Origin of the sequence: Psychrilyobacter piezotolerans (genome assembly GCF_003391055.1) — a bacterium.
In the GTDB taxonomy this organism is placed as follows: domain Bacteria; phylum Fusobacteriota; class Fusobacteriia; order Fusobacteriales; family Fusobacteriaceae; genus Psychrilyobacter; species Psychrilyobacter piezotolerans.
In genome coordinates, this window is the sequence record NZ_QUAJ01000001.1 from 84,594 (window position 1) to 100,194 (window position 15,601).

At 35.2% G+C, this 15,601-nt stretch carries 12 protein-coding genes; 5 read left to right on the forward strand and 7 right to left on the reverse strand.

What is annotated here, in order from left to right:
• Positions 1-43: 43 nt before the first annotated feature.
• Both ychF and DYH56_RS00410 read right to left on the reverse strand, forming a co-directional pair.
• Positions 44-1,138, reverse strand: coding sequence for a redox-regulated ATPase YchF (gene ychF / locus DYH56_RS00405; protein ID WP_114640868.1), 1,095 nt, complete (start codon positions 1,136-1,138; stop codon positions 44-46).
• Between the two features lie 1,087 nt (positions 1,139-2,225).
• The gene (locus DYH56_RS00410) at positions 2,226-3,572 is read right to left on the reverse strand and encodes a peptide MFS transporter (RefSeq protein ID WP_114640869.1); all 1,347 of its coding nucleotides are present in this window, start codon (positions 3,570-3,572) and stop codon (positions 2,226-2,228) included.
• A 497-nt stretch (positions 3,573-4,069) separates the two neighbouring features.
• Between DYH56_RS00410 and pepI the strand changes: the two genes are divergently transcribed.
• The gene (pepI, locus tag DYH56_RS00415; RefSeq protein WP_114640870.1) at positions 4,070-4,951 is read left to right on the forward strand and encodes a proline iminopeptidase; all 882 of its coding nucleotides are present in this window, start codon (positions 4,070-4,072) and stop codon (positions 4,949-4,951) included.
• Between the two features lie 140 nt (positions 4,952-5,091).
• On the opposite strand, the gene DYH56_RS00420 is transcribed toward pepI, so the two are convergent.
• Positions 5,092-6,585 (reverse strand): YifB family Mg chelatase-like AAA ATPase, encoded by a 1,494-nt coding sequence (locus DYH56_RS00420; RefSeq protein ID WP_114640871.1) that lies wholly within the window; start codon positions 6,583-6,585, stop codon positions 5,092-5,094.
• Positions 6,586-6,857: 272 nt separating this feature from the next.
• Here DYH56_RS00420 and rocD point away from each other — a divergent pair, with 272 nt between their 5' ends.
• On the forward strand, positions 6,858-8,042 hold the full coding sequence (gene rocD, locus DYH56_RS00425) for an ornithine--oxo-acid transaminase (RefSeq protein WP_114640872.1): 1,185 nt from the start codon (positions 6,858-6,860) through the stop codon (positions 8,040-8,042).
• Between the two features lie 530 nt (positions 8,043-8,572).
• Here the strand turns inward: rocD and DYH56_RS00430 are convergent.
• Positions 8,573-9,097, reverse strand: a complete 525-nt coding sequence (locus tag DYH56_RS00430; RefSeq protein WP_114640873.1) for a nitroreductase family protein — start codon at positions 9,095-9,097, stop codon at positions 8,573-8,575.
• 337 nt (positions 9,098-9,434) lie between these two features.
• Between DYH56_RS00430 and DYH56_RS15800 the strand changes: the two genes are divergently transcribed.
• The gene (locus DYH56_RS15800; protein WP_158538995.1) at positions 9,435-9,596 is read left to right on the forward strand and encodes a hypothetical protein; all 162 of its coding nucleotides are present in this window, start codon (positions 9,435-9,437) and stop codon (positions 9,594-9,596) included.
• A gap of 473 nt (positions 9,597-10,069) precedes the next feature.
• On the opposite strand, the gene DYH56_RS00435 is transcribed toward DYH56_RS15800, so the two are convergent.
• Positions 10,070-11,113: a metallophosphoesterase gene (locus DYH56_RS00435; RefSeq protein ID WP_158538996.1), complete on the reverse strand. Its 1,044-nt coding sequence runs from the start codon at positions 11,111-11,113 to the stop codon at positions 10,070-10,072.
• Between the two features lie 128 nt (positions 11,114-11,241).
• Here DYH56_RS00435 and DYH56_RS00440 point away from each other — a divergent pair, with 128 nt between their 5' ends.
• Positions 11,242-12,342: a dipeptide epimerase gene (locus tag DYH56_RS00440; RefSeq protein WP_114640875.1), complete on the forward strand. Its 1,101-nt coding sequence runs from the start codon at positions 11,242-11,244 to the stop codon at positions 12,340-12,342.
• 74 nt (positions 12,343-12,416) lie between these two features.
• Entirely contained in the window at positions 12,417-12,614 is a 198-nt protein-coding gene (locus DYH56_RS00445; RefSeq protein WP_114640876.1) for a YwbE family protein, read from the forward strand.
• A gap of 86 nt (positions 12,615-12,700) precedes the next feature.
• Here the strand turns inward: DYH56_RS00445 and DYH56_RS00450 are convergent, their stop codons facing one another.
• Both DYH56_RS00450 and nhaC read right to left on the reverse strand, forming a co-directional pair.
• The gene (locus DYH56_RS00450; RefSeq protein ID WP_114640877.1) at positions 12,701-14,020 is read right to left on the reverse strand and encodes a sodium:solute symporter family protein; all 1,320 of its coding nucleotides are present in this window, start codon (positions 14,018-14,020) and stop codon (positions 12,701-12,703) included.
• 94 nt (positions 14,021-14,114) lie between these two features.
• Positions 14,115-15,530: a Na+/H+ antiporter NhaC gene (nhaC, locus tag DYH56_RS00455; RefSeq protein WP_233499968.1), complete on the reverse strand. Its 1,416-nt coding sequence runs from the start codon at positions 15,528-15,530 to the stop codon at positions 14,115-14,117.
• Positions 15,531-15,601: the final 71 nt, after the last annotated feature.

The following is a 15,601-nucleotide window of genomic DNA, read 5'->3' on the forward strand; positions in this document are numbered from 1 at the left end:
AAATTAAGGTTACGTTTAATTGAATACAATATCACGTTATTTTTTATACATTAAATAAGAATTCCATTAGATCTCCATCTTTTACAACGTACTCTTTCCCTTCAAGTCTGAGTGATCCGGCTTCTTGGGAACCTTTCCATCCATTGTTTGTGATGAACTCATCATATCCTACTACTTTGGCTCTGATAAATCCTTTTTCAAAATCAGTATGGATCTCTCCGGCAGCTTTAGGAGCAGTATCTCCTATCTTTATAGTCCATGCTCTAACTTCTTTTACCCCTGCTGTAAAGTAAGTTTGAAGTCCTAATAATTTGTATCCACCACGAATAAGTCTGTTTAATCCAGGCTCAGTTACTCCTAATTCCTCTAAAAACATCTCTCTGTCTTCTTCATCCATCTCCTGTAATTCAGATTCAACCTGAGCTGATACGATTACAACCTCTGCATCAAGATCTTTTGCATATTCTACTACCTGCTCCACATATTCATTTCCTGTAGCAAGATCACTATCAGATACATTAGCAGCAAACATCATAGGCTTTACTGTTAATAACTGGTATCCCTTTATAGTTTCTAATTCTTCCGGAGTTAACTTTAACGTATTTAATAATTTAGAGTCTTCCAAGTGAACTTTACATTTTTCCAGTACAGGAACCAATGCCATAGCTTCCTTGTTTTTAGCTCTGACTAATTTAGCTTGTTTTTCGATACCTCTCTCTACAGATTCTAAATCCGATAAGATAAGTTCAGCATTTATTACTTCAATGTCTCTTATTGGGTCTACAGATCCATCTACATGAACTACATTTTCATCCTCAAAACATCTTACAACCTGGCATATTGCCTGTGTATTTTTGATATGTGTCAGGAATTTATTTCCTAATCCCTCTCCACTGGCTGCACCTTTTACCAATCCTGCGATATCTGTAAATTCTACTGTAGCATGTTGTACTCTCTGCGGGTTTATTATCTTAGATAGTTCCTCTAATCTGCTGTCAGGTACTGTTACCATACCTACATTGGGCTCTATGGTACAAAAAGGATAATTTGCTGCTTCTGCCGCTCCTGCCTTTGTTATTGCATTAAATAATGTTGATTTACCTACATTTGGTAGTCCAACGATTCCTATTCCAATCATCTTTACTTTGCCTCCTAAAATTCTTTTTTTATTGCTTATAAATTTATAAAATTATGCAATAAATTAAGTTTATTCCTAAGTGAATGCAACTTCACGTTGCTTTTTTACTCTTAATTTTATCATTTATAACAAGTAATTACAAGGCACTATCTGGAAAGCTTTTAAAAACCGCTGATCTCATTAATTATGTCAATTAAAGGCCATATTTAAAAATTTAATTTTTTTCGATTTTTATATTTTAACCCAAGTTGCTACCTTAATAAGATATTTAATTCTTCATGACAAAGTAAGGGCTAAAGAACTACCAGCGAGTGGTATCACCAATATTTCTAAAGATTATTACATAATCTAAGAACCTTGAGATATTAGTTTATTTCATAAACATAGAACTTTGAGAAAATAAGATAAAGAAGTAGAATAATAAATTCTAAGGGTTCCACCCTTAACTGGGTTCATTTCTCGTCTTAACACGAGAAACGGAACCAAAGAGAGTCAAGAAGTTTTATACTCTTCCTTTTTATGGTTTCTCTCAAATCAGAGAAACCGAAGCTATAACCATCTTGTCTTTGTTGAGTAAGTCAGTGAATCTCCGTTTCTTATTGGGATGCCTGACGGGCATGGTGGGTACGACGAAACTCGTTAGATATTTACTGTGAAGTCGGACGACTATAAACTTCAGAGTTATAAATAATAAAGACACTTAAAAAAATTATTTTCTCTTGATTTTTTTAACTTTGAAAGTGATATTACTTTGTACTTTCATATATACTAGAGCGTTCAACAAATTAAGTTTCGCAGTTAAGCGAGAACTGTAGCTTTCAAAGCTCGTATATGAATATTTTACATAGGAACAATTTTCAAAGTTTGAGCTTTTCTTTCCTCTGTTTCTTTTACTGCATTTTTATTTTTTTCTAATGTTATTAGAGGAAAATAAAATATTCGCATATCTGAAATAGAGCCAGTTAAGGATGGTATCCTTAGGTTATTTTATATTTTTTCAGATACTAAAAAAACCTATAAATATAGATTTTTCAAAACATCTATATTTATAGGTTTTGGTTTAAAATAATTTACTTTGATAAATCTATTAAGCGACTGCTTCTTCTGCTGCTTTTTCTTCTACAACTAAGCCGTTTAATTTCTTATCCAGTCCCCAAAGGATAATTCCGGCAAAGATAGCAATTGCTGCAATAACAAGATATGCCTTTGCAAAGTCAAACTTTAGCGTATATGCATATAAGTAACCATATGATTTACCTGCAAAGAACACCGCTAATACCCAGATACTCATCATCCCAGTTAGTAATCTTGGTGGCGAAAACTTTGCGATAAATGAATTTCCAAGTGGAGAGAACACCATTTCACCAGTGGATAGTACAACACCCATTGCAATTATCCAAGCGATAGGAGCAAGATTGTTTCCTCTTGAAATGTCAGCTAGTGCAAATATCACATAGGATAGTCCCATAAGCATCATACCTAAGGCAGTTTTCTTAAACATGCTCAAGTCACCCTTAGGTCTCTTAGCTAATGTAGACCATAACTTACCTAATACAGGTCCCAGCGCGATACACATAAATGCGTTTAATGAATCAAACCAAGCTGTAGGGATTGTAAAGTTTCCAATCATCCAGTTTGCAGCTCCGTTGTCTCCACCCCAGTAGTAATAAACAGGCATATATGCTAAGTACCATAGTACCCAAAAGATAATTGAGAAGACCGATACTAAAACGATAGCACCAATTCTTTTCTTTTCAATTGTAGTTAAAGGAACTTTTTCTTCTTTTTCTTCAACTTTTTTCTCTTCTTTATTCTCAGCGATTTTAAATGGCTTTTTACCTGTGTCCCCTAGAAATCTCCAACCATATACAAAGAAAGCTGCGTTAACAAACATTATGATTGCAATAACTAAGAAACAGAAAGAATATCCTTTAAATCCTACAAGCAAACCGATAATAGTTGTTCCCAAGAAAGCACCAACATTAACGAATGAATACTGAGTAGAAAATGCTCCGTCTAATTCACCGGGATCATCGAAAAGTCTACCTGTTATGGCATTTGTCTGGCACTTGAATAATCCTGTACCTAAAGATAGTAAGATAATCATTAAGTTAACCATCCCGGTACTATTAGCCTGCCATCCTACTAAGTAACCTGCTCCCATGAGTAACATACCGATAGGCACAAGGTATCTGGCTCCAAATACTTTATCTGAAAGATATCCTCCAATTATTGGTGCTAAGTAAGTAAATGCTACCAAGTTTGCTGTCATCTTTGCTGCATCCCCTGGTTCAATTCCTAATCCACCGTCTGCTATCTTAGCAACTAAGAATACTGCGATTAACCATTTAGCTGAGTAAAACGCAAATCTTTCAAATACGAAAGCCATTGAACACACATAAAATCCTAATGGCTTTTTTCTTGCTTTTTCCATCTTCATTCCCCCCGATTAAAAAAATTAATGTTGCTTTTATATTTATAAAAAACCAAGTTCCTACCTTAAAATCAGATAACAACTTGATTTTAAATACCGTAACTATGTATTATTAATTATTCATTAACAATTAGTGAATAACTTTAAAGTAACTACTTATATATATACCTTTTTTCATTGATATTTCAAAATATTAATGTCACTTTATTTCGAATAGCTCTTTTTTTTTCCACATCTACTCAATTTCATCTTTAAAATTCATCTTATGTCCGTTTTCCATCTATATTGAACTGCATTATAACATATAACACTTAGTTAAAACAATTTGTTTTTAATTTTTCAAAGATTTACTTAATGGAGAAATTGACATTTGAAGATAATCGTATTATAACTATACTAAATCAATAAAAAAATTTAGAATTTTATAAATATTAGAAGAGCTTATTCTTAAAAAAAGTCTCATCAATACTTTATAATTAACTATGGAGGTACTAACTATGAAAATTACCCAAGGTTACATGCCGTATTTAGAGTATAAAACTTACTATCGTATAGTGGGAGAATGCACAGGAAATAAAAAACCACTGGTATTATTACACGGTGGGCCGGGGTCAACTCATAACTATTTTGAAGTCCTTGATAAAGTAGCAAATGATGGACGGGCAGTTATCATGTATGACCAATTGGGCTGCGGGCTGTCTGCCACACCTTCCCGTCCTGATCTATGGAATGCTCAAACCTGGATCGATGAATTAATCCAACTGCGTAAACATTTAGGTTTAGATGAAATTCACTTATTAGGGCAGTCTTGGGGTGGGATGCAGGCCATTCAGTATGCTTGTGACTATAAACCTGAAGGAATCAAAAGTTATATATTATCCAGTACCTTACCATCTGCTTCAATATGGGAAAAAGAACAGCGTAGAAGAGTTGCATACCTTCCAAAAGATATGCAGGAAGCCATTGCACAGGCTGAAAAAACTAATGATTACTCCTCTGAAGAATACCAAAGAGCAGAGGCAGAGTTTATGGTTCGTCATTGTGCAGGTGAAGTAGGACCAGATTCACCGGAGTGTTTAAGACGTCCAAAAGTTTCTGGAACAGAATCTTATATAACTTCATGGGGTCAAAATGAATTTTGTCCCTCTGGAACATTAAAAAACTTTGATTTCACAGAAGAGATCAAAGATATAGAAGAGCCTTGTCTGGTTATTAGTGGTTTACTGGACCTTTGTTCCCCTCTTGTTGCCAAAACAATGTATGATAAAATTCCTAATTCAGAATGGGAACTATTTGAATTCAGTCGTCATATGCCATTTATAGAAGAAACTGATAAATATATAGAAGTCCTCAATAGATGGCTGAACAAAAACGACTAAAAACTAAAGAATATAAATATTTAAGATAATATGGTGAGTTATTTTACAGCCCACCTATTTTCTTAAATATTTTTTGATTTAAAATTTTAAGATCTTCTAAAAAACAAAAAAGGCTTCCAATTAAGAAAGCCTAAACATCTTTATTTTTTCCTATAGCTGAGAGCTTCCATGATATGGGATAACTCTATATTTTTACTCCCCTCTAAATCGGCTATGGTTCTCCCTACTTTGAGTACCTTATCGTAGCTTCTCCCGGAAAGACCAAATATATCTATGGAGTCGATCAGCACTTTTTTGCTTTTATCATCTAATTTACAGTATTTTTTTATCTCTTTAGGAGTCATATTCCCGTTAATTTTTGAGCTCCCAAATCTTTCCCACTGTATCTTCCTTGCTTTTTCTACCCTTTCCCTTATTTTAACCGACCTCTCTCCCTCTTCATAGGAGGCCAGTTCCGATCTCGATAATTTCTTTATTTCTAAATACAGGTCTATCCTGTCCAGTAACGGCCCTGAAATCTTATGCTGGTACCTGTTTATCTGGGACAGGCTGCAGCTGCACCTGTTTTCAAACAAGTTTCCGCAGGGACAGGGATTGGATGCCATTATAAGTACCATATCTGCCGGCATCTCCACCCTGTACTCTGCTCTGGTTATAGATACTTTTTTATCCTCCAGGGGCTGCCTAAGTGTTTCTAATACCATCCTTGGAAATTCTGTAACTTCATCTAAAAACAAGACCCCATTGTGGGCTAAACTTACCTCACCGGCTTTGGGAACCCTCCCTCCTCCTACAATGGAAACCATGGAGCTGCTATGGTGGGGAGATCTAAATGGTCTTTTATCTATTATGGGGATATCCTTTGTCAGCAGTCCTGTACTACTGTAGATCTTGGTTGATTCGATTATTTCACCCTCACTCATAGGCGGCAGGATGGTCGGCAGTCGTTTGGCCAGCATTGATTTCCCTGCTCCCGGAGTTCCTATCATATAAAAATTATGTCCCCCTGCTGCCGCTATCTCTATACATCTTTTCGCCTGGACCTGTCCCTTTACCTCTTTAAAATCAACTGAATAATCTTCCCCTTCCTTTTTTTCCTCTGCTTTTGGAGACTCTATCTCTATCTTATCATTTAAAAATTGGACTACCTGAACCAAATTATCAACGGGTATTATCTCCACCCCCTTTATGACACTGGCTTCTAAATAGTTCTCCCTGGGCAATATTACCCCAAATATCTCATTTTCTTTGGCACAGATGACTGAATTTATGGCTCCGTCAATTTTTCTGATATCCCCATTTAAAGACAGCTCTCCCAAGACTATATATTTCTTTAATTTTTTATTTTCCACCTCTCCCAAACTGGCTAATATCCCTATGGCTATAGGAAGGTCAAAGGAAGCTCCCTCCTTTCTGATCCCGGCAGGAGAAAGATTTATTACTATCCTTCTGGCAGGCACTTCATACCCGCTATTTTTTATGGCAGCTCTGACCCTTTCCTTGCTTTCAGAGATAGCCACATCTGCTAACCCTACTATATTAAAACTGGGCAGCCCTGCCATGATATCGGCTTCTACCTCTAATATGTATGATTCTATACCTATATAACTCGAACTAAGCACCTTGGAAACCATAAAATCACCCCTAGTTAATTTTTTCTGTATTCTTTAAACATATTCAAATATATTTAGTTTTTTCCTATAATAGGAGGGAAATTCCATTTATTATAATCGATCCCAGCAAGGAAATAGCAAAACCTGAAACACCCATGGCTATATATATGCATAAAATAATTATAGACAACGAGTAAAAATTATGATAAACTCGTTAAAATACTTCGTTTGTATAAAAATATATACATATTTGTATAAAAAAAAATACATGCGGAAATTAAGGGGGTTATATCATGTCTAAAACAAAACTAATGATTGATGAAGTTGAAAAGTGGAGTGCTCATAATTATCATCCCATTCCCATTGTTATTGCAGAAGGCGAAGGCATCTGGGTAACTGATGTAGAAGGCAATAAGTATATGGATATGTTAGCAGCATATTCGGCAGTAAATCAGGGGCATAGACACCCCAAAATAGTTTCAGCGCTTATTGACCAGGCTCAAAAAATGCCATTGACTTCAAGAGCTTTTCACAATGACAAGATGGGGGCTTACGTAAAAAAGTTATGTGAATTCACAGGTTTTGAAAAGGTTTTACCAATGAATACAGGCGCAGAAGCGGTTGAGACTGCTCTAAAAGCTGTTCGAAAATGGGGTCATCAAGTGAAAGGTGTTGAATGTGCTGAAATCATTGCCTGTCAAAATAACTTTGCCGGAAGGACAATCAGTACAATTTCTTTTTCAACAGAAGATCAATATAGGGAGGGCTTCGGACCTTTCACACCAGGTTTCAAAACTGTTCCTTTTGGTGATTTAAAAGCATTGGAAGATGCCATAACAGACAATACAGTTGCTGTAATTATGGAGCCGATTCAAGGTGAAGCCGGTATTATTGTACCTCCTGAAGGGTACTTAAAAGGTGTGAGAGAAATTACAAAAGCCAATAATGTTTTAATGGTCTGTGATGAAATTCAAACTGGCTTTGGTAGAACTGGAAAGCTTTTTGCCTTCGAACACGATAATATCAGACCGGACGTTGTAACAGTAGGTAAAGCTTTAAGTGGTGGATTGTATCCGGTATCTGCAATGCTATCATCAAAAGAAGTTATGGATGTATTCAGACCAGGTGACCACGGATCAACATTCGGAGGTAATCCATTAGGATGTGCGGTTGCTATGGCAGCATTAGATGTTCTAGAAGATGAAAACTTAGTGGAAAGATCTAAAGAATTAGGAGACTATCTTTTGGATGAATTGAAGAAGATAGATTCAGAACATATTAAAGAAGTGCGGGGTAAAGGTCTGTTTGTTGGTGTTGAACTGGATAAACCAGCAAGACCATTCTGCGAAGCTTTAATGAAGGAAGGTATTCTTTGTAAAGAAACACATGAGTTTACAATTCGTTTAGCACCACCTTTAGTAGTTAAAAAGGAAGAATTAGATATATGTATAGAGAAATTAAAGAAAGTATTGAAATAAAGGAAAGAACAGAAGTTTATAATAAAGGGGTAAGTTAGTGGTGCTTTATTTCCACCATAAAATCCATGATTGTAAATGTCTCGAAATTTGTAGGAGTTTTGGACAGAGAAAGGAGTTAGACAACTGTCTAACTCCTTTCTCTATTTCCTCTTCATCCTTTTGAAGTTTATACTCATCCAAATTTTATTTTAATTCTTTTTCTAGATGTTCTTCTACTTCTCAGAAGTTTCCCTACTTAGTCGTACAACAGAATAAGTTCCGCAGTGAAACGAGGACTGTAGCTGTAAAAAGACGAAGATTCCTCTGACTTACTCATATAACATCACTTAGAAAAGGTGAGCTTTTCTTTGGTTCGTTTCCTTTGCTCATCAAAAGAAATGAACCCGTATTAAAGAGGGGCTCTTTAGAGCTTTCAATTAATATTACTAAGTTGAGTATTTTCTAAATCTAATATACAAAAAAACTCCTGAAAAATGTAATTCGATTCTACATTAATCTGGAAGTTTATACAAACTTTGGAGGTACACTCTCTATTTTTTAAAGGAATTATAAATTACACTTTTAGATATTTCAAATCTTTGGTCATGGAATCGATGAGGAATGCTTTTTTCATCGGGATATCCCACAGGGAATAGTGCAACTGGTATTATATTTTCAGGTAGTGAGAATGTATCGATAATCTTTTTAGGATCAAAATGACCAACCCAAGTAGTCCCCAGGTTAAGATTAGTTATTTCCAGCATCATTTGAGTTGCCACAATAGTTGCATCAACTTCACCCATATCCTTATTGTCAAAACTTCTCTTCCAACTTATAGTATTGTCATAGCAGATAAGCATTGCCAGGGGGGCATCGAAATGATATTTGGTACATTCTTTTAGTTTCTTCAAACTTTCATCTGATTCAAGTAGAAGAATTCGTTGAGGCTGATAGTTAACTGCTGTAGGTGCAATTCTACCAGCTTCGAGAATCAAATTAATTTTTTCTTTTTCAATTTTTTGATTGCTAAATTTACGCACAGAATACCGCTTTTTTGCTAATTCTAAAAAATCCATAATAAAAAACCTCCAAATTTATATAAATATTTTCGCACAAACTTTTTTTCTGTATTCTCTAAACATATTCAAATATTTTTGTTTTTTCCTATAAGGGGAGGATGATTCCATTTATTATAATTGAGTTAGGTTTTGATTTCATTGATGTTATAAAAAATATAAAATACATTCCTTGACATTTATAAAAAATAACTATAAAATTAGTTTGTTTTTAAGTTAAAACAAACTAAAATTTTATTTTTAATTTAATAATAAAAAATAAAAAAACAATAAATAATAAAAAAAAGGAGGAAGTGTGATTGGTATTTTACTATAGACTTAATCACACAAATAAAAGATGAATTTAGCAGGTGAAGGATCAATTGGTTTAATATTAGGTGGGATAGCAGGAATGACATTATTTCTTTTAACTTTAGAGATTGTTTTCAACCATATCAATAAGAGTAAAAAAGCTAAAAATAGTGGTAATTTTAATAATATTGAAATTATCACTAAATAAAATGATAAATAGCTTGAATTTTAATAGCACTAAAATTCAAGCTAAAAGACTGTCGCAAGTTTTGTGTAAACTCATAAAAATTGATTTATTCTATATCCCCAACCTCTTCTTCATCCTATTAAATAGCCAAATCTCACCTTTCCCAGTAACCATAGATCTCATTAGCAATAATTCTTTAATTTTGAAGGGAATCTAGCTTTCGCAGTAATTATCCTACTAAGAGCGATATACAGGTTAAGTTCCGCAACAGAATGAGGACTGGAGCACGGAAGCTCGTCGCTATACTACCCCTACTTAGGAGCCATTTTCAAAATTTGTGCTTTTCTTTCCTCTATTTCTTTTTCACATAAAAAGAAACAGAGTCCGTTAAGGGTGACACCCTTAGATCTTCTTTGAAATTTATAGACTTCGGTTTCTCCCTATGAGGGAGAAAACATAAGAAGGAGGAGGGTTAAATATATATAATTTCAGCCTTACTCCACAAAAAACAAAGTAATCTCATTTTTTGAGCCAAGTCTCATATGAGGTCCCCATGTTCCTGTACCCGGAGATACATATATGTATCCATTCTCCAATGGATAAAGTCCCTTCATATATTTAAATGCTGTTCTGACTATAAAATTGAAGGGAACTATCTGACCATAGTGGGTATGGCCGCTCAATATCAGCTTAACTCTTTCATCTCTCACATCCATGGGCACATGCAGGAGAAGCAGTGCGGGAGTTTTTTTATCAAGTTTCAGTTCTGATAAAACATCATCCACTTTATTTTTATCCCTTTTATAATCAATTCCTATGACCTGAACCCCCTTATAAAAGTCCACCTCATCTATTAGAACTTTAACTCCTGTGTTTTCAATAAGTTTCAAAACTTTGTCTTTATCTATATAATGCTCATGATTTCCACTTATGAAGTAGGTTTTTGCTTCAATATTTTTTAAAGGTGCAAAAGTGATAGGATTTATGAGGGTATTATGTGAAACTATATCTCCAGTTATTGCCACAATGTCCGGCTTTAAAGAATTGATTCTTTCCACTATTTCCGGGAGCCTCTTAGAAGACGTTAAGGGATCCAGATGAAGATCTGTGACTTGGACAATTTTTAATTTTTTTCCAAAGTTATCAATATCTACAGTTTTCACATCTACTTTTCCTGCATTAATAAAGGAGTAAATCACTATAATCAGTGACAATATCAGAGAAGCAGCTGTAAGGTAGGTCCTATGAATAGAACACACTCCCCCTATTATTTGAAAAATAAGCAGAGAGATACAAGTTACAAAAAATACCCCCATCAATAACCAGGAAAAACTGTAAAATAGCTGAGAAATAAAGTTATTATTCCATTCTAAAAGAATTGTTGCTGGAATTATCAAGAGAGATGTAAAAAAGGATAAAATATATAAAATAACATTCCTTCTTCCACTCCAAAATATTGAAACTTTAAAGAAAACATAAAGGTGGATAAAAAAGTTTAAAGCCAATATCAAAATAAGCCAAAATATAAACCTATGCATATATAAACCTCCCTTAGTTTTAATTTTTTTCATTCCCTCTATTATTCCATCCATATGATTTTTTTCCTATAAAACACCCTCTTTTCATGGTAAACTTCTATCAAGGATTATCAAAGGAGGAGTATATTATGATCATAGAAAAGATACAGATTGGAAAGATCAAGATTCCGTTAATCACACCATTTAAAACAGCACTTCGAACCGTGGAAAGTGTAGAAGACATAGTTATAATTATAGAGACCGATACAGGGAATATTGGGTTTGGTGAAGCTCCTCCAACTGCTGTTATCACAGGGGATACCCATAATTCTATAATAGGAGCAGTTAGTTTAATAGGAAAGCAGTTGATAGGAAAAAATATCGAAGATTTTAACGACCTTATAGGTCTTGTACAGGGTGCAATAATCAAAAATACCAGTGCAAAGGCAGCTGTGGAGATCGCTCTTTACGACCTGTTTGCCCAGTCCATGAATAAACCTCTGTATAAAGTCCTAGGAGGAGGCCCCAGCCAATTAAAGACCGATCTGACCATAAGTGTAGATAGCGTTGAAAAGATGGTCTCTGACAGCCTTAAAGCTGTAGAAGCAGGCTTTGATCAGTTAAAAATTAAGGTGGGGAAAAATATTGAAGAAGATATCCATAGGATAAAATCAATCTATGAGGCAGTGGGTCCCAATATAAAATTGAGGTTAGACGCAAACCAGGGATGGAGTACAAAAGAATCACTCTATGCCATCAAGAAGATTGAAGAATATGGGATTGTCCTGGATTTTGTAGAACAGCCGGTAAAAGCCGTCGATATCCATGGAATGATAAAGGTAACATCTGAAGTTTTATCTCCAATTTTGGCAGATGAATCTATCTTTTCACCCAGAGATGCAGTGGAGGTGATCACTCGAAAAGCTGCTGATATTGTCAATATCAAATTGATGAAAACAGGGGGAATATCAAATGCTTTAAAAATAATTAATATCTGTGAAATATACGATATCCCATGTATGATCGGCTGTATGTTAGAAGGTGGAATAAGTGTTACAGCAGCAGCCCATCTGGCAGCAGCAAAGAGTTCTGTTATAACCCGGATAGATTTAGATGGTCCTGCCCTCTGCAGTGAAAATCCATTGGATGGCGGCCTTATCATGGATGGGTCTAAGATAACCTTACCCCCTGAACCTGGCTTGGGAATAAAAGCTGTGGCCGGATTTGAATTTATCCAAGAGATAAAATAATAACCGGCTTTAAAAGTAGTTATTTTCGTGGTAAAATTTAAATACAATCAATATAAATAGAAGGAGTAATTAGAATGGATGGAAGAAATAGAAGCGATGTAAAACCTGGGATAGAGGTAGCTATCGTCTTAAAAAATGACCAAAGAAGCGGTAAATTAACCTATGGAACAGTACAGGATCTCCTGACTAACAGCAAGTTTCATCCCCATGGAATAAAAGTGAGACTTACAGACGGGCAGGTTGGAAGGGTAAAAGAGATTATAATAAAGTAAATAAAAAGCCTCCTACATTTAGACTTTTCTAGGTGTAGGAGGCTCTTTTTTTTATTTAATTTTTAAAATGAAATTTAATATTTCCTTTATATTCTAACCTTTCTCGTTCTTCCCGCTGCCAGGATCATAAAGTTCACCAAGAATGAAGAGATAATTATCATGTTTCCCGTTGTTCCCCCCATTATTTTACCATAGAGAGCCAGTCCTCCCCCAAATAAAATTCCCAATACAGCATATTTTTCCCCGCACTTATATCCTAAAATTCCTGCCAGACAAGGAACTATAAAAGCCCCTGAATAGACCGCCAGAGCCAGCAGCAGTGTGGGCAATATAAAGGTAAGTTTTAGTGCTACCAGTATAGAAAATCCTCCGAAAATAAGGATAAATATTCTGGTTAATCTGATGGCTTTCTCCTCCCTGAGATCTTTCATGAAGATCTGGGCAAAGGTAGATGAGGCGGTAAGCAGGGTTGTATCTGCTGAGGAGATAACTGCCGATAATAGTCCAAAATAAAGTAAGATCACTATTGGCTGGGGCAACACTCTGTCTGCTAAAAACATCAGCACCGATCCTTTAGCTATGTCTACTCCGTAGTTTGAACTCACATAAACTCCTATCCCCGCTAAAATAAATCCCAATGGGATTAAAATTACAATGGATAATTTTATTGCTTGTTTAGCTGTCTTTTCATCTCTCGCACAAAATATCCTGGAGTAAATATCCGGCCCCACCAAAAAAGTAGATGAATAGGTAAGGATCATAATAAACAGATCTAAATAATCAAATTTTTCATTGATCATCCCCATCCCGTTTATTTCTCCATTCCCTTTTAAAATATAGACAAAACAAAGAACTACCCCTGCTATTATAAACAGAAATTGAATAAAATCTGTTTTGATAATAGATAACTGCCCGCCTAAAAATGTATAGGCAATGAATACTAAGCCGCTTAGAATAACTGCAGTAGAATAATTCATATCCACAAAGATAGAGATTATCTTAGCAGATCCCATTATCTGAGCTGCAACTATACCTACCCATGCAATAGGAATAATAACAGATGATAGATTTTTCACTTCCTCCCCGTAAAATTCTCCCATGAGTTCCGGAAGATTGTAACTTTTATTTTTTTTTAACCTGTCTACCAGGGGTAAAAGACATAAGAGTCCAAAAGCTGCACAAAGCATAAACCAGGATCCAGCCCATCCATTGGCATAGGAAAAATTAACACTTCCTATAATCGCTGAACTTCCCAATACTGTTGCCAAAAGACTTCCGGCTATCTCCCTTACACCTGCATCTTTTCCTGCTATAAAATAATCTCTCGATCCTTTGATTTTCCTGTAAGAACTATAACCTATAAAAATAACTATAAAAAAATACAAACTTAAAATTACCTGATTCATTTAAACACTCCTAAAAACTATAATATAGATATTATATCATATTTTTCAAAGTAAAAAATCCCTCCTAAAATTAGGAGGGATTTTTATCTTTTTTCTATACTTCTGCTTCTGCTTCTACCTTTTTCTTTTCTATCTTTTCAATAGAGAATCCTGTATACCCATAGATTATAGCTACAATTGGATTGATTAAGTTCAAGAAACAATATGGAACATAAGTCCATGGTGCCAGCCCCAGGGTAGCGATCATATATGCCCCGCATGTATTCCAAGGGATCAATGGTGATGTAAGGGTTCCTGCATCCTCCAATGATCTGGAAAGGTTTTTAGGGTGTAATCCTTTTTCTTCATAGGCACCTTTAAACATTCTTCCAGGCACAACTATGGCAAGATACTGGTCTCCAGCTACTGAGTTTACAAAAATTGGTGTTAATATAGTTACTAATATTAAGTTTCCAGTAGTATGTGCCACAGATAAAATCTTCAGTGCTAAAGTTTCTAACATTTGTGTTTTTTCCATTATTCCACCTAAGATCATGGCACAAATAATTAATGAAACAGTCCACATCATAGAGTCTAGTCCTCCTCTATTTAATAGAGAGTCTACCATTTCTAACCCTGATTCACCTTCGTATCCATAGTGTAAAGTCGAAAATACCGTAGCTAATGATGCTCCTTGGAAGATCATTGCAGCTATTCCACCTAGGATAGCTCCACCGAATAATCCGGGTATTGCCGGAACTTTCATTATTACTGCCCCGATTACAATAACCGGTACTAATAATAGTAGTGGGCTGATATTAAAGTTTCCACTTAGAGTGCTTAATATTCCGTCGATCATCTCTGTATTTAATGCTGCTCCTGTATATTTAGTCCCGATAAATCCAAATAAAATTATAGATATGATGAAACTAGGTACTGTTGTATACAGCATATGTTTAATATGAGTAAATAAATCTGTCCCAGCCATTGCCGGTGCTAAGTTCGTCGTATCCGATAATGGTGATAATTTATCCCCCATATATGCTCCGGAAATAATAGCACCTGCTACTATATGTCTAGGTATTCCCAGTCCTTCTCCTACACCAATAAGTGCGATACCAACTGTTGCTGCTGTTGTCCATGACGAACCGGTAGCCACCGATACAATAGCACATATAATAAGAGTTGCCGGTAAAAATATTCCCGGTGACAAGATCTTTAATCCATAAAAGATCATAGTTGGTACTACACCAGATTGAATCCAAGTTCCTACTACCATTCCGATTATCATAAGAATTATAATTGCACCTAAAGCCATCTTGATAGTTTCAACTACTCCTTCTTCTATCTCATTCCATGTGTAGTTCAGACCAAATATAGCTACTCCTGCTGCGAAAAATGCCGATACTAAGATAGGTATGTGTACATCAATGTGTGCAATTTGAATTGCATAAAATAAACTCCCTATTAAAAATAACAACGGTATCAGTGCGTACATCAGTGTCGTTTCCTTTTTCATCTTACTCCCCATAATCAATTCCTCCTGATTTTTTTATTTATAAGTAACAAAAAGAGCTATCGATAACACTATCAATAACCCCC